We start from the raw sequence: 19014 nt of genomic DNA, 5'->3' as shown, positions 1-19014 counted from the left end.
GGTTCGCCTTCCATCAATATACAATATCATATAATGTATATTTATAAGATGCGCAAGGGCCACAATGACGCAGGCCACGCATCCTCAGCGTCTCAAAACCATTGCTTGTTTGCCTTGGTCTGAACGGATTGCCCGACCGCTCTCCTCAGGCCAGATTGAGCGCCGCCCATTGCAGCAGCATGATCGTCTTGCCATCAACGATATCACCGCGCTCGATCATCGAAATCGCATCCTGAAGCGGCACTTCCACCAGTTCCAGATCTTCGTGTTCGGCTTCCAGCCCGCCACCGAGCGACAGTTTTTGCGCCTCATCGATGGGTGAGTAGAAGAAGTGGATCTTTTCCGTCACCGCTCCCGGCGACATATAGGCGGTGAACAGGAAGCGCGGCGCGGCAATGTGATAGCCCGTCTCCTCCTCGACCTCGCGGGTCACGGCCTTTTCGGCGTCCTCGCCATCGGTCATGCCCGCCGGGACTTCCAGCAGAAAGGGTTTGTCACCCATCATATAGGCGGGAATGCGAAACTGCCGCACCAGCAGCAAGGTCTTCTTGGAGGGATCATGCAGCAGGATTGCCACCGCATGGCCGCGATCGAAAACTTCCCAGCTAAGGCGCTGGGTGGTCCCATCCGGTTTTGCATAATCGAACACCATCTTGCGCAGATGGCTCCAGCCCTTCCACAGGGTCTTGTCCTCGACAATGGTAATGCCGGTCGCGTCAAACTTGCTCATGATAGCCGAACCCAAACCTTGTTATCGTGAAACGCAGCGCCGCCATGGGGTGCGGGCGCGTCGGCACCAGTCAGCACGTTGATACCCTCGCCGTCCAGATGTGCCTTGTTGGGCCAAAGACCTTCCGCCACCAGCACGCTGGGCTTGACCGCGTCGGTGATGTTGACGTGGATACGCAAGGCGCCGCGCCGGTTGCCGATCTGCACCACATCACCAGGACCGATACCCAGTGCCTCGGCGTCAGCCGGATTGACCATCACCTCCGGCCTGCCTTCCTTATCGCGTGAGGTCTTGGTCTCGGCGAATGTGGAGTTGAGAAAATTGCGGGCGGGTGACGTGGCGAGCCGGAACGGATGCTCGCTGTCTGCTGTCTCGATCACATCCATCTGATCGGGGAAAACCGGAAGCGCGGCCACCGGCCCCTGCGACCCCATCGCCCGTGGCGGTTTGTTGGGCGCGGGCGTGCCTTCCCAATCCGGCCTGAAGCGGAATTTCCCATCGGGATGAGCAAAGCCTTTGAGATAATGAGCGTCTTCGAACGGCGGCTGGCAATCCAGCCACTTATCCTGCTCGAAACTGGCAAAATCCGGCTTGCCGCTGGCAGCCAGAATACGGTCGATATGCTCGCGCTCGCTGAGGCCGAACCCCGGAAGATCCGACACGCCGAGCCGTTTGGCCAGTTCCTCAATAACAAAGAGATTGGTGCGCACCGTTTCCGGCGGCTCGACCAGTTTAGGGCCAATCAGCATATGGCTCTGGCCACCACCACGATAGAGATCGTCATGCTCGACAAACATCGTTGCTGGCAGCACGATATCTGCAAGCTCCGCCGTCTCGGTCATGAAATGCTCGTGCACAGCCACGAACAGATCATCCCGCAGAAAGCCCTGCTTCACCAGCCGTTGTTCCGGCGCAACATTGACCGGGTTGGTGTTCTGGATCAGCATCGCCGTCACCGGGCCACGATGGCGCAGCGCCTCCGCATCGCCGGTCAGCACCCGGCCAACCTGCGACTGGTCCAGCATGCGAATACCAGGGTCGACAAATGCCGTCCCCATCAACTCGGCCTTGTTGAGCTTGAAAATATCGCTGTTGGAATGAAACGCCCCGCCGCCCTCATATTGCCAGCTGCCCAGCACGGTCGAAAGCGACAGGGCCGCATGCATGGAAACCGCACCATTGCGGCTGCGGGTAAAGCCATAGCCAAGGCGGAAGAATGTCTTTTTGGTCTCGCCGACCAATTTGGCGAAGCCTTCGATCTCTTCAACCGAAAGACCGGTGATGCCAGCCGCCCATTCCGGGGTCTTGTCCTTCAGATGCGCTTCCAGCCCGGCGGGATCATCGGCAAAGTCAGCCATATAGTTCCGGTCGGCATAACCATCACGAAAGGCAATATGCATGGCGGCACAGGCCAGTGCCGCATCGGTTCCGGGGCGCAGAATGAGGCCCATATCGGCCTGTTTCATGGTCGGATTGTCATATATATCGATGACGACGATTTTCGCGCCGCGATTTTTGCGCGCCGCCACCGCATGGGTCATGACATTGACCTGGGTCGCCACCGCATTGGTACCCCAGATCACCACGCAATCGGCAACCGCCATTTCGCGTGGGTCCGGGCCGCGCAGCGTGCCGGTGCCCATCACATAGCCGGTCCAGGCGAGATTGGTGCAGATCGAGCCGAAAAAGCCGGAATATTTCTTGGCGTGGCGCAGCCGCTCTATCGAATCGCGCTGCACCTGCCCCATCGTCCCGGCATAGAAATAGGGCCAGACAGCCTCGCTGCCATGCAATTGCTCGGCTTTGATAAAGGCATTGGCGATCTCATCCAGCGCCGCATCCCAGGACATCTCCTGCCAGTTCCCCGCCCCTTTGGCGCCTTTCCGGCGCTGCGGCACCATCAACCGATCGGGGTGATAGAGCCGCTCGGTATAGCGCGCCACCTTGGCGCAGATCACGCCTGCGGTATAGCTATTGTCGCGCGCGCCGCGCATCCGTCCGATCCTGCCGTCCGGTGTCAGATCGACCTCAAGCGCGCAGGTGGATGGACAGTCATGCGGACAGGCCGTATGACCAACGGAAGTTTTCAAGGCGGGGCTGATGATGTTCATGGCAAAGTTATAGGCCAAGCCCGCCAAGCCCAAAAGCCCCATTCCAAAAATTCACCAGACCCATCGGAAAAGCGCATGAATTACCGCCACATCTACCACGCAGGCAATTTCGCGGACGTGCTGAAGCATGCCGTGCTGGCGCGGCTGGTCATTTATCTCCAGCAGAAGGACAAGGCATTCCGGGTGCTGGATACCCATGCTGGCATCGGTCTTTACGACCTATCCTCCGACGAATCGCAAAAAACCGGTGAATGGCTGGGCGGGATCGGCAAATTGCTCGACGCCGAGCTGACACCCGCAGCGGCACAAGTGCTGCAACCCTATCTTGACGTGGTGCGGGCGCTGAACCCGGACGGCGGTCTGACCCGCTATCCCGGCTCACCGAAGCTGGCGCGCGACCTGTTTCGCCCGCAGGACCGTCTGTCGGCGATGGAATTGCATCCGGACGATTGCCGCACACTTTCCCGGCTGTTCGAAGGCGACTATCAGGCGCGCATCACCGAACTGGATGGCTGGCTGGCGCTGGGCGCCCATCTTCCGCCCAAGGAAAAGCGCGGTATCGTGCTTGTTGATCCGCCCTTCGAGCTGGACGGAGAATATGAGCGGCTGGTCGATGGATTGGCGCGGGCCTATCGCCGCTTTTCCGCCGGTGTCTATTGCCTCTGGTATCCGATCAAGAAGGGCGCGCCGATTGCCGCTTTCCACGAGGCCTTGAAAGAAACAGGCATTCCCAAGATGCTCTGCGCCGAGCTCTCGGTGAAAAGCGACCGTGATTTGACCGGTCTGTCTGGCTCGGGCCTGATCGTCGTCAACCCGCCCTTCACCCTCAAGGATGAATTGCATGCGCTGCTGCCCGAATTGAAGCGGGTGCTGGCGCAGGACCGCTATGCCTCGCAACGCTGCTTCTGGCTGCGCGGCGAAGAGTAAACTCCACCTGACACGCGAACAGGACCAAACCGATGAAGCTGCTTTATGCTCCCGCCTCACCCTATTCCTCCAAGGTCAGGATGGCCGCCCGCGCCACCCGCATCACTCTTGAGGAAATCAAGGTCGACACCAATGCCAATCCGTCCGACCTGATCGACAACAATCCGCTCGGCAAAATCCCGACCCTGATTACCGACGAGGGCCAGGCGATTTACGACAGCCGCGCCATCATGCAGTATCTGAACCGCATCTCTGACGGTGGCCTCTATCCGAAAAAAGACGAGAAGCGCACCGAGGCCGAGGTGCTCGAAGCGCTGTGCGACGGCATCACCGATTGCCTTCTGGCGATTGTCTATGAGAAGCGCCTGCATCCGCCGGAAAAGATCCACCAGCCCTATATCGACCGGCAATGGGAAAAGGTCACACGCGGGCTGGACTATCTCGAAGCCCATATGCCGAAGATGGGCAAGAAGCTGAACGGCGGCCATTTTTCCATGGCGGGCCTGCTCGACTACCTGATGCTGCGCTTTCCCGGCGAATGGGAAAACGGTCATGTGGCGCTGACCGAATGGCCGGTGCTGTTTGCCAAGAAATTCGATGGGTATCAGTTGCTGCGACCGCAAGCCTGACAGTGTTCCCAGACTTAAAAAGTCTTCCCAGAATCAAGAAGCCCGGCGCTAAGGCCGGGCTTCTTTCGATATCACAACAATCGGCTGATCAGAACTTCATGCCGATACCAACCTTGACGCTCTGGTCGTCAAAGCCGCGCGAAACCTTGGAACCACCGATGTCGTAGTCCTTGTTCTGGTAATCGGTGTAGCGGTATTCGATACGGGTGGTGATGTTGTTGGTCACCATGGCTTCGACACCTGCACCGACCGTGTAACCGAGAGCAGCCTTGCTGTCGGAACCGCCTGCACCGGAAATCTTGGTGTCAGCCGCAGCCACACCAGCCGTACCGTAAACCATGAACGGGTTGAGATCGTAACCGACGCGGCCACGAATAGAGCCGTTTACGCCCTGCTTGCCGGTCAGGCCAGCGCCGGAGCGGCTACCATTGCCGTCATAACCAATGTCAGCTTCACCACCGTAAACGATCTTGTCGTTCTGCATGTTGTAGCCACCATAGACCTGGCCACCGAATGCACGGGCGCTGAACTTGCTGCCGTGCGAACGACCCATTGTATAGGTGCCGGCACCGCCGACGTAAGCACCGGCCCAGTTGGTGACCGGAGCCGGCATATCGACGGCTGCGGGCGCTTCCGGCACCGACATAACGGCATCGGCAGCGTGAGCGCCGGTGACGAGGGAAAGACCAGCAGACGATGCCAGCAAAATCATAACGAGAGTACGCATACCAAATTCTCCTATTTATAAAACGAACCGATGGCGATCATGTCGTCTCTTACGGTTCGAATACCTGCACGGATGTCCCTGCCCGCTTCAGTGTTGAAAATGGCCCTCAATTGCGGAATTGGAAGAGCCGAATTGTGAAATATTTTAGGCAAACACTAGGCAAAATTTAGACGTTGCTTTCGTGCAACAGGTGATTTGTTAACCCTAACAAATCGTCAACAAAATATTACTTAGCGCTCACGGCATTTTACTTTCGTAAATGCCGTGTGACATCAAATAATAAAGGGTTGGAAATCCAGGATTGGCGACCTTCAACTTAGCCACCCCCTGCCATATATCTTGCAGGTCATGACAGCGGCGCCGTGCGTGTCTCGCCAGTCCATACAAAACCGGAGATAACAAAAGGTGAAGAGCATGTCCGCCCCTCGTCCAACCGCTGGGCCACAAACCGCCCCAAGAACCGCACTTGTCACCGCTTCCGCCAAACGGATTGGCCGTGCCATTGCGGAGGATCTGGCAGACAACGGTTTTGCCGTCGCCATCCACACCCATGCTTCTCTTGACGAAGCTGAAACTCTGGCAGACCGGATAAGTTCCAAGGGCGGCAAAGCGGTGGCGCTGAAAGCCGATCTTCGCGACATTGCAGAGACCCAGGCGCTGATCGCCAATGCATCTCAAGCCCTCGGCCCTCTCGGTCTGCTGGTCAACAATGCCTCGGTGTTTGTGGATGACAAGGCAGACCAGTTCAATGCGGAGCATTTCGCCGCCCATTTCGATATCCATGTCCGCGCTCCGGCCATTCTCGCCGCTGAATTTCATCGGCAGGTGCCGGACAATGGCTCTGGCCTGATCGTCAACATCATCGATCAGCGGGTATTGGCTCTGAAACCAACCTTCTTTTCCTATACATTGTCGAAATCCACCTTGTGGACGGCGACGAGAACCATGGCGCAGGCCTTTGCCCCACAGATCCGGGTAAATGCCATCGGCCCCGGCCCGACACTGAAAAGCGAGCGGCAGGAGCAGAAGGATTTCCAGGCCCAGATCGATAGCCTGCCGCTGAAGCAGGGTGCGGGTCTTGAAGAATTCGGCCGCACCATCCGCTTTCTTTTTGACACGCCATCGATCACCGGCCAAATGTTCGCCCTCGATGGCGGGCAACATTTGATTTGGCCCGGCGCAAACGGTACGGAGATTGCGGAATGACCCCAGGGAAGCAGCCGGAAGGCGGCATTCTCTATGATGGCACAGAAGATGACGAGGACGACATTGCGGTAGAGGGCGCAATCGACCCCGCGATCGCTGCCGTGTTGCCGCCGATCGACTGGAACGAAGGCGCCCTGCATGGCAGCGGCCTGACCGGCGCCGACCTGATTGCCGAATTCGTCAAGAAGCTGCCCAATAATCCCGGCGTCTACCGGATGATGAATGGCGACGGCGACGTCCTTTATGTCGGCAAGGCCCGCAGCCTGAAAAAGCGCGTCAGCAATTACGCGCAAGGCCGCCTGCATTCCAACCGCTTGACCCGCATGGTGCGCGAAACCGCCCATATGGAATTCGTCACGACCCGCACCGAGGTCGAGGCGCTGTTGCTCGAAGCCAATCTGATCAAGCGTTTGCGGCCGCGCTATAACGTGCTGTTGCGCGACGACAAGAGCTTTCCCTATATCCTGATTACCGGCGATGGCCGCGCCCCCGCCATTTACAAGCATCGCGGTGCGCGCGCCCGCAAGGGCGATTATTTCGGCCCCTTCGCCTCGGCGGGCGCTGTTGGCCGCACCATCAATTCGCTGCAACGGGCCTTTCTGTTGCGTACCTGCACTGACAGCGTGTTCGAAAGCCGCACGCGACCCTGCCTTCTTTATCAAATCAAGCGCTGTTCCGGCCCCTGCACCCATGAAATCAGCGATGCCGATTATGGTGTGCTGGTGAAGGAAGCCAAGGATTTCCTCTCTGGCAAGAGCCAAAACGTCAAGGAAGCCATGGCGCGGACCATGAACGAGGCGGCGGAAGAGCTGGATTTCGAACGCGCCGCCGTGTTCCGCGACCGTCTGGCAGGCCTCTCCCATGTGCAGAGCCACCAGGGCATCAACCCGGCTGGCGTCGAGGAAGCCGATATTTTCGCCATCCATCACGAGGGCGGACTGACCTGTATCCAGGTGTTCTTTTTCAGGACGGGACAGAACTGGGGCAACCGCGCCTATTTCCCGAAGGCCGATCCGCAAATGACCGGCGCGGAAGTGTTGAGCGCCTTTCTGGCACAGTTTTACGACGACAAGCCCTGCCCCCGCCAAGTCCTGCTGTCGGAGGGGATTGACGAACAGGATCTGTTGAGTCTCGCGCTCTCCGAGAAGGCTGGTTACAAGGTGACGATCCTGGTGCCGCAGCGCGGCGAGAAGAAGGATCTGGTCGAGCATGTGCATGGCAATGCTCGTGAAGCGCATGGCCGCAAGCTGGCGGAGACGGCCTCGCAGGAACGCTTGCTGAAAGGCTTTGCCGAGACATTCGCACTCTCTTATGTGCCACGTCGGATCGAGATCTACGACAATTCCCACATCATGGGGACCAATGCGGTGGGCGGCATGGTCGTCGCTGGGCCGGAAGGCTTCGTGCGCAACCAGTATCGCAAGTTCAACATCAAATCGACCGACATCACCCCCGGCGACGACTTCGGCATGATGCGCGAAGTGATGACAAGGCGCTTTTCGCGACTGTTGAAGGAAGAAGGCAAGCCGGACCGCAAAACTGTCACCGAGGAAGGCGCGGATGCGGTTTTCCCGGCCTGGCCCGACGTGATCCTGATCGATGGTGGACAGGGCCAGATGACCGCCGTCAGGGCGATTTTGAAGGAACTGGACATTACCGATTGCGTCACCGCCATCGGCGTCGCCAAGGGCGTTGACCGCGATGCGGGCCGCGAACGCTTTTTTGCCGAGGGCAAGCCGGACTTCACCTTACCGCCACGCGATCCGGTACTGTATTTCATCCAGCGGCTGCGGGATGAAGCGCATCGCTTTGCCATCGGCTCGCACCGGGCGCGGCGTAAGAAGGAAATGGTCAAGAACCCGCTGGATGAAATCGGCGGCATCGGGCCGACCCGCAAACGGGCGCTGTTACAGCATTTCGGCACGGCCAAGGCGGTCTCAAGGGCAGCGATGAACGATCTAATGGCGGTGGATGGCATTTCGGAAGCCGTCGCACGACAAATTTACAATCATTTTCATGAAAACAGCGGCGAGTAGCGAGACCGGGCACAAAATGGCCTTTTCCATCGCAGAAATTCCACGGCATAATTTCTGTGCCTGAATCGGCGCAAAAGGAACATTATGCGGCAGATAAACAGTGTTACAGGCAAGCCAAGTGCCCATATAAAGTGAACCACACTACATTTTACCGGCTTGACGATCGATCTTCCTAAGCGCCATCTTCCAGCGCTTCATAACAAAGACAGGGCATCATGGCTTCGCGTACCTACAGCATCCCCAACCTGTTGACTTATGGCCGTATTCTGGCCGTGCCGTTGATCGTTCTGTGCTTCTATCTGGAAGGCAAGCTGCAAAGCACCGACTTTGCCCGTTGGGCTGCGCTGGCGATTTTTGTTGTCGCCTCGATTACCGATTTCTTCGACGGCTATCTGGCCCGAATCTGGAACCAGACCTCCAATATCGGCCGGATGCTCGACCCGATTGCCGACAAACTGCTGGTCGCCACCTGCCTGTTGCTGATGGCGGCCGATACCGAAAAAACCATTGCCGGCTGGTCGCTTTGGGCCGCCATCATTATCCTCTGCCGCGAAATTCTGGTCTCCGGCCTTCGGGAATATCTGGCCGAGCTGAAGGTCAGCGTGCCGGTGACGCGGATCGCCAAGTGGAAAACCACTGTGCAGATGGTGGCGCTGGCTTTTCTGCTGGCCGGTCCGGCGGGCGATAAGGTTCTGCCTTACACCACCCAGATCGGCATCGGCCTGTTGTGGATCGCCGCCGCGCTGACCATGTATACTGGCTATGACTATTTCAAAGCCGGTGTGAAGCATATGGTGGACGAATGACCGTCAAGCTCGTCTATTTCGCCTGGGTGCGTGAAAAGATCGGCCTCGACGAGGAAGAGTTTGCTCTGCCCGAGCAGGTCAAAACCGGCGCCGACCTGATCGCCTATCTAACTGAACGCGGCGAGAATTACGCCGAGGCGCTGCAATTTCCAAACGCCATTCGTATTGCTGTCAATCAGGAACATGTCGAGCATGACGAGCTTTTGGCCGGTGCGCGCGAAATCGGCCTGTTTCCGCCGATGACCGGTGGTTGAGGCCATGGTGCCGCCTCTGATCCGGGTCCAGCGCGAGGACTTCGATGCCGCCGCCGAGGCCGCACTGATCACTACGGGCCGCACAGATATCGGCGCGTTGGTTTCCTTCGTCGGACTTTGCCGGGATGAACAGGGCAGGCTCAATGCGCTGGAATTGGAACATTACCCCGGCATGGCAGAAGCCGAGATGAACCGGATTGCCACGCTTGCCATCGAGCGGTTCGATCTGATGGCGCTGACCGTGCTGCATCGCTATGGCAAGATCGCCGCTGGCGAACAGATCGTGCTGGTAATCGCCGCCTCAAGCCACCGACAAGCGGCCTTCGATGGTGCCAATTTCGTGATGGATTTCCTGAAAACCGCCGCCCCCTTCTGGAAGAAGGAGCATGGCAAGGATGGCACGTCAGGCGGCTGGGTCGCCGCCCGTGACGCCGACGACGCGGCCCGCGACCGGTGGACATGAAAAAACCGGAGCCTCACGGCCCCGGTCTTTTTATTTCAAATATTCTATAAGCCAAGAGCCTCGAAGAGGCTCAGCCGACGATTTCGGTCGCTGCGAACCAGTAAGCGATTTCTTCAGCGGCGGTTTCCGGGGCGTCGGAGCCGTGAACGGAATTTTCGCCGATGGAGAGGGCGAACTGCTTGCGGATCGTGCCTTCGGCAGCTTGGGCAGGGTTGGTCGCGCCCATGATTTCGCGGTTCTTGAGGATGGCGCCTTCGCCTTCCAGAACCTGAACCACGGTTGGGCCGGACGTCATGCCTTCAACCAGTTCGCCAAAGAAAGGGCGTTCCTTGTGAACAGCGTAGAAGCCTTCAGCTTCGCGCGTGCTCATCCAGACGCGCTTCGAAGCAACAACACGCAGGCCGTTGTCTTCAAAAACCTTGGTGATCGCGCCCGTCAGGTTACGCTTGGTTGCATCCGGCTTGATCATCGAAAAGGTGCGTTCAATCGCCATCGTCTCGTCCTTTGTTTGTAGGGAAAGTGGGCGGTTTCTACCTGCCCCGATTCGCGAAGACAAGGGGGAGACGCGAATTTCACGCCACCGTCACATGACGAGGCCTTTATGCTGCGTCAGCCTGCGCCAAGCCAAGAGCCGCGCAGCGCTCAAACCATTGCGCTGCCGGATCGTCTTCGGGCAGGAAGATCGAGCCTGTGACGATCTTCAACCATTGGAATGCGCCAAACACGATGTAATCGGCAAACAATGGCTTTTCCCCGCCGATAAAAGGTTGCGAGCGCAGCATATGCCGCAAAGGCTGGAGTTTTGCCGGAAAAGCCGCAATCGCACCGTCGCGATCGGGGAAAATCTCTTCCAGCACCTTGCCGAACAGCGCTTCGCGGGTTTTGCGAAAATGCGCCTGATCAGCTGGAGAGATCATATTATAAATGTCCATCAGGATGATGGCACTGATGGCCGGATGGATGGTGGATTGCGAATAGCCTTCCACAAACCGTGCCAGAGCCTTGCCGCCCTCGCCGCGAAACAGGCTGGGACGATCCGGATAGGCCTCTTCCAGATAAAGCGCGATCTGGAAACTGTCCGCGACCACGGTATCGCCATCGCGCAGGATCGGCACCAGTTTCGAGACACCCTCCTCCACCGTTGGAATTTCGGTAAAAGCCAGCGGCTTTTCCTCGAAGCTCAATCCCTTGTGGCGCAGCGCCAGGATGATCTTCCAGCAATGCGGTGAAAACGGACGAGTGAGGTCTGTTCCTGCAAGTGAGTAGAGAAGTCGGGTCATCGGTGGTGGCCTCCGGTCGAAACGATCCGACTATCGGATGTCAATCGTCCCAACTATTCAAATCAAAAATGCTTATATCAGCCATCAACATCAAGACTGACGCCCTTCCCCACTCCCGCCCCCTTGCCTTCCCGGCCATCATCGGCCAAAACGCCAGCCATGATTACCATCAATGACGTCTCCGCCCGTATTGCAGGCCGCCTGCTGATTGACCACGCCAGCATTTCGCTGCCAACAGGCACGAAAGCGGGTCTTGTCGGCCGCAATGGTGCCGGAAAATCCACCCTGTTCAGGGTGATCACCGGCGACCTGGGCGCCGAAAGTGGCTCGGTCTCCATTCCCAAGAATGCCAAGATCGGTCAGGTGGCGCAGGAAGCCCCCGGCACCGAGGACAGCCTGATCGAAATCGTGTTGGCTGCCGATAAGGAGCGCACCGCGCTGATGGCGGAGGCAGAAACGGCCACCGACCCGAACCGGATCGCCGACATCCAGATGCGGCTGGTGGATATCGATGCCCATTCGGCGGAAGCCCGCGCCTCCAGCATTCTTGCCGGTCTCGGCTTCGATCAGGAAGCGCAGTTGCGCCCAGCCTCGGCCTTTTCCGGCGGCTGGCGGATGCGCGTGGCACTGGCCTCGGTGCTGTTTGCCGAGCCGGACTTGCTGTTGTTGGACGAACCGACCAACTATCTCGACCTTGAAGGCACGCTGTGGCTGGAAGACTATATCCGCCGCTACCCGCACACTGTCATCATCATCAGCCATGACCGCGACCTGCTCAACAACGCGGTCAATGCCATCGTCCATCTCGACCAGAAAAAGCTGACCTTCTATCGCGGCGGCTATGACCAGTTCGAGCGCCAGAAGGCCGAGAACGACGAATTGCAGATGAAGTCGAAGGCCAAGAGCGATGCGGCGCGCAAGCATCTGCAAAGCTTCATTGACCGGTTCAAGGCCAAGGCCTCCAAGGCCAAACAGGCCCAGAGCCGCGTGAAAGCGCTGGAGCGCATGGGCACGGTCTCCGCAGTCATCGAGGATCACGTCCAGCCGATAACCTTCCCGGAGCCGGAAAAGCAGCCCGCCTCGCCAATCATCGCCATCAATGGCGGTTCCGTTGGATACGAACCCGGCAAGCCGATCCTCAAGAACCTCAACCTGCGCATCGATGCGGATGACCGCATCGCGCTGCTGGGATCAAACGGTAATGGTAAATCCACCTTCGCCAAATTCATTTCCGGTCGTCTTCCGCCGGAAAGTGGCGACCTGCGGCTGGCGCCAAGCCTGAAGATCGGCTTCTTCGCCCAACATCAGCTGGACGATCTGGTGCCGGGAGATACGCCAGTGGAACACGTGCGCCGGTTGATGCCGCAGGCACCGGAAGCCAAGGTGCGCGCTCGCGTCGCCCAGATGGGGCTGGCCACCGAAAAGATGGCGACAGCCGCCAAGGATTTGTCCGGTGGAGAAAAGGCCCGGTTGCTGATGGGCCTTGCCGCCTTTCACGCCCCCAACCTGCTGATCCTTGATGAGCCGACCAACCATCTCGACATCGACAGCCGCCGCGCGCTGATCGAAGCGCTGAACGATTACGATGGCGCCGTTATCCTGATCTCCCATGATCGCCACCTGATCGAAGCGACGGTGGACCGGCTCTGGCTGGTCAATAACGGCACCGTCACCACATTCGAAGGGGACATGGAAGAATACCGCGACCTGATTGTCTCTTCGGGTAAAAAAAAAGAAGAAAAAATTGACGTAACCGTCGAGGCCGGAAAAAAAGCCGACCAGCGCAAGGCCAATGCCGAAAAGCGGGCCGCGCTGGCGCCGCTGAAGAAAAAGATCAACGAAATCGAGTCGCTGACCAAGAAACTGGAAGCAGTGATTCAAGGCCTTGATGCAGAACTTGCAGATCCGGTTCTCTATGAAAAGCATCCGGCCAAGGCGGCGGAAAAGGTTAAGCAGCGCGGCGAGGCGGCCGCAAAGCTGAGCGCTGCCGAAGAGCAATGGCTGGAGCTTTCAACCGAATATGAAGAGGCGATGGCGGGCTAGACAGTCTTTCTCATCGTAATCGACCAGAATGCTTGGAAGCCATCGATGCTATAGCGGTCATTGAAATCGCAGGCAGATGTGCAAAACAAAAAACAACTTTAAATTTTAAATACTGTCTATAGTGAGCAATGCGTATTTCCGGTACTCGACAATCGGATTAAACATAAATTCCGGAATCCCGCCTTTCTATTATTATTTTTGCATTGCAAACAAAAACCATTCAACTGAATGCAGCGAAGCAATTCTCTAAACCCCTGAATCTTTTAGGATAAGTCGATAAACCCCTAAAATAACAGGGTTAATTATCTATTAGAGATATTTTAAATATTAAGCAACATCATCCTCACCAAGGACAGACTAGCAATAAACATGCCGGTTGCCATGTCCCTCCGTCGGCTGTCAACGCTCGCCCCCAGCGTAAATGTCGCGTCATATCTGTCAGCAGGTTCAGCCGCTCTCCGGCTTTTATATCCATTCCTCCACGGTGCTCTTCCAGCACGTGTCACATGATGAAACTCCAGGCCTCCGCGCAATGAATTGCGCGGAATGGTGCAAGCACGCTGTCGGACAAAGATGATATTTGCCATCGGCTCGATTGGAACAGATCAATGCATCTGAATTTCTCGCTCAAGACATCGTTGGCCAGCGCGTTTAGCGGCCTGATGCTACTCCTTCTCCTCCAGGGCTGCTTCGCCCTGTCGTCCATGTCCGGCGTGTTTGACAATGTAGAGGGATTGGCGAAAGACGCCGTTCCGTCGGTCGATATTACCAACCGCCTCAACATTTCACTCGCCAATTTGCGCGGCCTCGAAATGCGCCATATCCTGAGCAAAACGCCACAGGCCATTCAGGAAGCGGACGACGCCCTGAAAACGGAAATGCAGAAGCTGGACAAGCGGATGAAAACCTATGAAACGCTGATCTCGCTGCCTGAAGAGCGCAAGGCCTATGACGCCTTCAAGCTGGCCATGGTTTCTTACGTTACACTGCACAACCAGATGGTGGCCTATTCGTCCAAAGGTGAAAAGGACAAGGCTGCGGCCTTGCTGACCGGAGACATGGTCAGTGCCTATAACGCCATGGACGAACAGGCCGATATTTTCCGGGATGCCAATGTCGATGCGGCTGGCCGCATGTATGAAAATGCAGCATCGGCCTTTCAACTGTCGCTGCTGCTCAATGGCCTGGTTCTGGCGCTGGGCGCCATTGCGGGTATCGGGGCGATGGTCTTTGTGTTCAAGGGCGTTTCCAATCCCATCGAGCGATTGACCCGCGCAATGCGGCGTCTCGCCGATGGCGACCTGAACACCCAGGTGCTCTATCTGGAACGCGGCAACGAAATCGGCGACATGGCCCGGGCGCTCGAGGTGTTCAAACAGAACGGCCTGCGCGTCCAGACGATGAATGCTCAGGAACTGCATATGCGGCAGAAATCCGATGAACTGCGCGATAGTATCGGTGAAGTGGTCGCCGCCGCCGTTGTTGGCGATTTCAGCCAGCGGATCACCCGGGATTTCGATTTCGAAGATCTGAACGCCTTTGCCTCATCGATGAATAAACTGGTGCAGTCCATCGATACCGGCCTTGGCGAAACCCGCCGCATCGTCGCCGCCCTCTCGGATGGTGATCTGACCGATACGATGCGCGGCCAGTTCCACGGCGCGTTTGCCGAGTTGCAGCAGAATGTCAACGGGACGATGTCCGCACTGCGGGGCATTGTCGGCGAAGTGCGCTCCTCCATCGACATGATCAATTCCGGCTCCGGCGAATTGCGGTTTGCCTCGGACGATCTGGCCAAGCGCACCGAGCAACAGGCTGCCACCCTTGAGGAAACCTCTTCCGCATTGGAGGAAATCACCACGGCGGTGCATTCCTCCAATGATCGCGCCCAGCAGACCAGCCGCATGGTGGATGAGGCCCGCCGCAGCACCGAACAATCGGCCTCCGTCGTCCATGACGCCGTCTCGGCCATGGGCCGGATCGAGCAAGCTTCTGGCGAAATCGGCAAGATCATCAATGTCATTGACGAGATCGCCTTCCAGACCAACCTGCTGGCACTGAATGCTGGCGTCGAAGCCGCACGAGCAGGTGAAGCCGGCAAGGGCTTTGCGGTTGTCGCTCAGGAAGTGCGCGAATTGGCGCAACGCTCCGCAGGTGCTGCCAAGGACATCAAGTCGCTGATCACCAAATCGGGCGAGGAAGTCAATGCAGGCGTGCGGCTCGTTACCGCCACCGGCGATGCGCTCTCCAAGATCCGCGATCATGTGGTGGATATCAATGCGCAGGTGCATCAGATCGCCAATGCGGCCAAGGAACAATCCTTCAAGCTGCAAGAGGTCAATTCCGCCGTCAGCCAGATGGACCAGGTCACCCAACGCAATGCCGCCATGGTGGAGGAAACCACGGCGAGCACCAACCAATTGGCCGATGACGCCCAGAACCTCGCCCGGCTGATCTCGCATTTCAAGCTGGAGGCTGGCAGCGATCACCAAAGGCAGAAACGTCAGGCGGCCTGAGCCGGAAACGCCTGCGTCCCACCAATCACATTGACGCGGGCAACCGCGTCAATGTTTCGTTTCAAGCGTGAAACGACATTCTATCAAGCCTTCTTTTCCCATCGGCCCTGGTTGTTCTGTTGCCAATAGGTGAGCGCATGGCCCTCACCTTTCAGCCGTTTCCATTCGCCTCTCGCCGTTTCCAACTCGCCCTGATCATGGCCATCGAAGACGAAAACGATCCGCTCATAGACGAGCGGCAGGTCCGGCACGGCACCGTCGATATAAAAGCGCACCGTCGCCCCATTCGGATTGTCGGAGGACAGGCAAAGAAGGATCGGCTGTACCTCCGCCTGCTCGCCAGTGCTGATGCCATGCGCCAGAAAACTGTCGTCGCGAAAGGTCCATAAATGCTGATCCAGCCGGTCACACCGCTCCGCATCACGCATTTCCACGCCAACCTTCCAGCCGCGCTCGACGCTTTTTTCCAAAAGCGCCGGAAGCGCATCCTCCAGCCGGGTCTCGGTCAGGTGATAGAACAAGACATCGGTCAAGGCCGGGCTATCCCCTTACGCTTCATAGGCATCACGCACCAGCTGATCGAGCAGGCGCACACCAAAGCCCGATGCCCAGGACTGGTTGATCTCGTCCTTCGGCGAGGCCATCGCCGTACCGGCAATATCGAGATGCGCCCAGGGCGTGTCGCCAACGAAGCGCTTCAGGAACTGCGCCGCCGTGATCGAACCACCATACCGGCCACCGGTATTTTTCATATCGGCGAACTTGCTATCGATCAGCTTGTCATAATCCTTGCCAAGCGGCATGCGCCACAGGCGCTCATTGGTGGAAAGACCGGCTTTCAGCAGATTGTCCGCCAGCGTGTCATCATTGGAAAACAGCCCGGCATGCAGATTGGCCAACGCCACCAGGATGGCGCCGGTCAGCGTCGCCAGGTTGATCATCAAAGCAGGCTTGAAACGGTCGTTGCAATACCACAGCGCGTCGCACAGCACGAGACGGCCTTCGGCATCGGTATTGATCACTTCAATGGTCTGGCCGGACATCGAAGTGACGATATCGCCGGGGCGCTGGGCATTACCATCAGGCATGTTTTCGACAAGGCCGAGAATGCCGATAGCATTGACCTTGGCCTTGCGGGCCGCCAACGTATGCATCAAGCCGATGACGGCGGCGGCACCGCCCATATCGCCCTTCATGTCTTCCATACCGCCCGCCGGTTTGATGGAAATGCCGCCAGTGTCGAACACCACGCCCTTGCCGATGAAGGCAATGGGCTGACCATCCGGTGCGCCGCCCTTCCACTGCATGACAGCAAGGCGCGGCGGACGGACTGAACCCTGGGCCACACCCAGAAGCGCGCCCATCCCAAGGCTGGCCATTTCGGTTTCGGTGAGGATTTCCACCTCGACGCCTAGCGCTTCCAGCGCCTTGGCGCGGTCGGCAAATTCCACCGGACCCAGTACATTGGCCGGCAGGTTGACGAGGTTACGTGCCAGAAGAACACCATCGACAACCGCCCTGCCCTCAGCGGCAAACAACCGTTCCGCAGCGTCGGCCACAGCGGTCACCAGGGTGATCTGGACGGCGGACGGTGTCTTGTCGTCATCGTCCTTTTTCTTCGTCTTGTAATCGTCGAAGGAATAGGCGCGCAGCAACATGCCAATGGCAAAATCACGAACAGCCTCCGCCGTCACCGTCAATCCGTCCGCATCAAGAAAGACCGTCGCGGCCTCTGCGCCCTTCAGGTTTGCCGCTGCCACCCCACCCAGACGCAGCCAATCATGATCGACAAGATCGGCGGCCTTGCCAGCTCCGATGACGATCAGCCGGTCCGCAGACGAACCGGCGGGGGCAAGAATGTCGAGAGCCGACATCGCCTTGGCCTTGAACTTCGCTGTTGCGGCGGCCTTTGCAAAAATCCCGGACGGATCGACCGTAGCGGCCCCGGCCGGCAAGGTAGCCTCGGCCTCCTTCAGGCTAAGGACCAGCCCCGTCTCGATTAAGGCGGATGGGGCAAAGGAAATTTCCAGCTTCATGGACATGGCTTACTCCGGCACTGCATGTTTGATCGCGATTGTCACGATTTGCTTTGGGCGCCGATCATGTCGGTTTTGCGCATGATTGCAACAGGGCCTGCCCGCTTCTCCTCATGCCTTGTCCTCACTGCCGATCAAAGAAGCGCTTTGCCAAAGCCGCCCTTGTGGACATCGATCACCGCCCACACCACCAACAGACCCTAATTTAGCCGTTTCCGACCCATGAGCAGAGTAAAGATTTGTAATGCGTGGCCCGCCCGCAACTGTTCATTGTCTTATAACATCTATAAGCATTAGCTATGATGCAAATCAGCACCGGGGCGCATGAGGACCGGGGCATGCCCGAGCCGCGACGAGCCTCAAGAGTTAGACGATGAAGACCAGTGCCCGCAAACCCCAACTGACCGTCACGGATATCTTTGGACGGCACTGTCGTATTCCCGATCTTACCCGGTCCTCCTTTACGACCGCCGCCCTGCTTTCCACCGTCTGGGTGATGCTGCTGGTGGTGTTCTATTCAGCTCCCGGCTTCGACATCTCGGTGTCGGAACTGTTCTTTCGCGCCGGCAATTGCACAGCGCATGAGGCAAACACGATCTGCGGCGGCTTTCCCATTGCGCGCGAGCCGGTCCTGAAGGCGATCAGGCAAATCCTGTTCTATATGCCACATGTGGTTGGCGTCGGCGTGCTGGTGGCGCTGATCGTCAAGCTGTGTCAGCCGCGCGCCGCCTGGCAGCAGGAACAGATCGTCAAGCTGGTTCTGTCGCTGCTGGCAACGGCCATTGGACCCTATCTGTTGGTCAATGTGTTTCTGAAGGACATGTCAGGTCGGCCACGCCCCAATCAGACCGTGTTTTTCGGTGGACCCTATGGGTTCGAACCGGCGGGCAGTTTTGCGGGTGCCTGCGACCAGAACTGTTCCTTCATTTCCGGCGAGGCCGCGGGTGCGGGCTGGATCATCTGCATCGTTCCCCTGCTGCCAGCCACCTGGCGGCGGCGCATCGGTTGGCCGCTGGTCTTCGCGTCGCTAGCCTCGCCACTGCTGCGGCTGGCCTTCGGGGCGCATTACCTGTCCGACGTGGTTCTGGGCTGGCTGTCTTCCCCGGTGATTTTCGCCATCGTGTTTGCCGTGGCAAATGGATGCGGGCTTTTGCGGACCAGAAATCAGTCCCGTCTTTAGAGTCTGTCAGGTTCCTATTGAACCAGAGAGACTCTCAATTCTGTTGTTGCGTCGTCTCTTCGGGAAAACC

General features: G+C 58.0%; 17 protein-coding genes. 10 read left to right on the top strand and 7 right to left on the bottom strand.

Annotation, left to right across the window (positions count from 1 at the left end):
- Positions 1-145 precede the first annotated feature (145 nt).
- A complete protein-coding gene (locus tag ASB66_RS10995; protein WP_060715835.1) occupies positions 146-730 on the bottom strand; it encodes an NUDIX domain-containing protein in 585 nt (194 codons plus the stop codon).
- Positions 727-2841 (bottom strand): molybdopterin-containing oxidoreductase family protein, encoded by a 2115-nt coding sequence (locus ASB66_RS10990; protein WP_060716027.1) that lies wholly within the window; start codon positions 2839-2841, stop codon positions 727-729. The genes ASB66_RS10995 and ASB66_RS10990 overlap by 4 nt, the downstream gene beginning before the upstream one ends.
- A 75-nt stretch (positions 2842-2916) precedes the next feature.
- On the opposite strand from ASB66_RS10990, the gene ASB66_RS10985 reads away from it, so the two are divergent.
- Together ASB66_RS10985 and ASB66_RS10980 are read left to right on the top strand one after the other, a co-directional pair.
- Entirely contained in the window at positions 2917-3768 is an 852-nt protein-coding gene (locus ASB66_RS10985; RefSeq protein ID WP_060715836.1) for a 23S rRNA (adenine(2030)-N(6))-methyltransferase RlmJ, read from the top strand.
- 32 nt (positions 3769-3800) lie between these two features.
- Positions 3801-4397, top strand: a complete 597-nt coding sequence (locus tag ASB66_RS10980; RefSeq protein WP_060715837.1) for a glutathione S-transferase — start codon at positions 3801-3803, stop codon at positions 4395-4397.
- An 88-nt stretch (positions 4398-4485) separates the two neighbouring features.
- On the opposite strand, the gene ASB66_RS10975 is transcribed toward ASB66_RS10980, so the two are convergent.
- Positions 4486-5124, bottom strand: coding sequence for an outer membrane protein (locus ASB66_RS10975; RefSeq protein WP_060715838.1), 639 nt, complete (start codon positions 5122-5124; stop codon positions 4486-4488).
- Between the two features lie 414 nt (positions 5125-5538).
- Between ASB66_RS10975 and ASB66_RS10970 the strand changes: the two genes are divergently transcribed.
- The 5 genes from ASB66_RS10970 to ASB66_RS10950 all read left to right on the top strand — a co-directional run bounded on the left by ASB66_RS10970 (position 5539) and on the right by ASB66_RS10950 (position 9889).
- Positions 5539-6330, top strand: a complete 792-nt coding sequence (locus ASB66_RS10970; RefSeq protein ID WP_060715839.1) for an SDR family oxidoreductase — start codon at positions 5539-5541, stop codon at positions 6328-6330.
- Entirely contained in the window at positions 6327-8366 is a 2040-nt protein-coding gene (gene uvrC / locus ASB66_RS10965) for an excinuclease ABC subunit UvrC (RefSeq protein WP_060715840.1), read from the top strand. The genes ASB66_RS10970 and uvrC overlap by 4 nt, the downstream gene beginning before the upstream one ends.
- Before the next feature lie 215 nt (positions 8367-8581).
- Positions 8582-9172 (top strand): CDP-diacylglycerol--glycerol-3-phosphate 3-phosphatidyltransferase, encoded by a 591-nt coding sequence (pgsA, locus tag ASB66_RS10960; protein ID WP_015915538.1) that lies wholly within the window; start codon positions 8582-8584, stop codon positions 9170-9172.
- Complete coding sequence (gene moaD / locus ASB66_RS10955) at positions 9169-9426, top strand: molybdopterin converting factor subunit 1 (protein WP_060715841.1); 258 nt, start codon at positions 9169-9171, stop codon at positions 9424-9426. The genes pgsA and moaD overlap by 4 nt, the downstream gene beginning before the upstream one ends.
- Before the next feature lie 4 nt (positions 9427-9430).
- Entirely contained in the window at positions 9431-9889 is a 459-nt protein-coding gene (locus ASB66_RS10950; RefSeq protein WP_060715842.1) for a molybdenum cofactor biosynthesis protein MoaE, read from the top strand.
- A gap of 70 nt (positions 9890-9959) precedes the next feature.
- Here the strand turns inward: ASB66_RS10950 and ndk are convergent, their stop codons facing one another.
- On the bottom strand, positions 9960-10382 hold the full coding sequence (gene ndk / locus ASB66_RS10945) for a nucleoside-diphosphate kinase (protein WP_041696404.1): 423 nt from the start codon (positions 10380-10382) through the stop codon (positions 9960-9962).
- Between the two features lie 106 nt (positions 10383-10488).
- A complete protein-coding gene (locus ASB66_RS10940) occupies positions 10489-11169 on the bottom strand; it encodes a glutathione S-transferase family protein (RefSeq protein WP_081088849.1) in 681 nt (226 codons plus the stop codon).
- A 159-nt stretch (positions 11170-11328) separates the two neighbouring features.
- Between ASB66_RS10940 and ASB66_RS10935 the strand changes: the two genes are divergently transcribed.
- Together ASB66_RS10935 and ASB66_RS10930 are read left to right on the top strand one after the other, a co-directional pair.
- Positions 11329-13212 carry an ABC-F family ATP-binding cassette domain-containing protein gene (locus tag ASB66_RS10935; protein ID WP_114386536.1) on the top strand — a complete coding sequence of 628 codons (1884 nt, stop codon included), beginning with the start codon at positions 11329-11331 and terminating at the stop codon, positions 13210-13212.
- A 608-nt stretch (positions 13213-13820) separates the two neighbouring features.
- On the top strand, positions 13821-15728 hold the full coding sequence (locus ASB66_RS10930) for a HAMP domain-containing methyl-accepting chemotaxis protein (protein WP_060715844.1): 1908 nt from the start codon (positions 13821-13823) through the stop codon (positions 15726-15728).
- Between the two features lie 83 nt (positions 15729-15811).
- On the opposite strand, the gene ASB66_RS10925 is transcribed toward ASB66_RS10930, so the two are convergent.
- Positions 15812-16261 carry a DNA polymerase III subunit chi gene (locus ASB66_RS10925; RefSeq protein WP_060715845.1) on the bottom strand — a complete coding sequence of 150 codons (450 nt, stop codon included), beginning with the start codon at positions 16259-16261 and terminating at the stop codon, positions 15812-15814.
- Positions 16262-16276: 15 nt separating this feature from the next.
- Positions 16277-17770: a leucyl aminopeptidase gene (locus ASB66_RS10920; RefSeq protein ID WP_060715846.1), complete on the bottom strand. Its 1494-nt coding sequence runs from the start codon at positions 17768-17770 to the stop codon at positions 16277-16279.
- A gap of 367 nt (positions 17771-18137) precedes the next feature.
- Here ASB66_RS10920 and ASB66_RS10915 point away from each other — a divergent pair, with 367 nt between their 5' ends.
- The gene (locus ASB66_RS10915; protein ID WP_060715847.1) at positions 18138-18944 is read left to right on the top strand and encodes a phosphatase PAP2 family protein; all 807 of its coding nucleotides are present in this window, start codon (positions 18138-18140) and stop codon (positions 18942-18944) included.
- Positions 18945-19014 lie beyond the last annotated feature (70 nt).

Source organism: Gillisella vitis (assembly GCF_001541345.2).
In the GTDB taxonomy this organism is placed as follows: domain Bacteria; phylum Pseudomonadota; class Alphaproteobacteria; order Rhizobiales; family Rhizobiaceae; genus Allorhizobium; species Allorhizobium vitis.
Note: the sequence above shows the minus strand (reverse complement) of the source record. Positions and strands in the feature narration are given on the sequence as shown.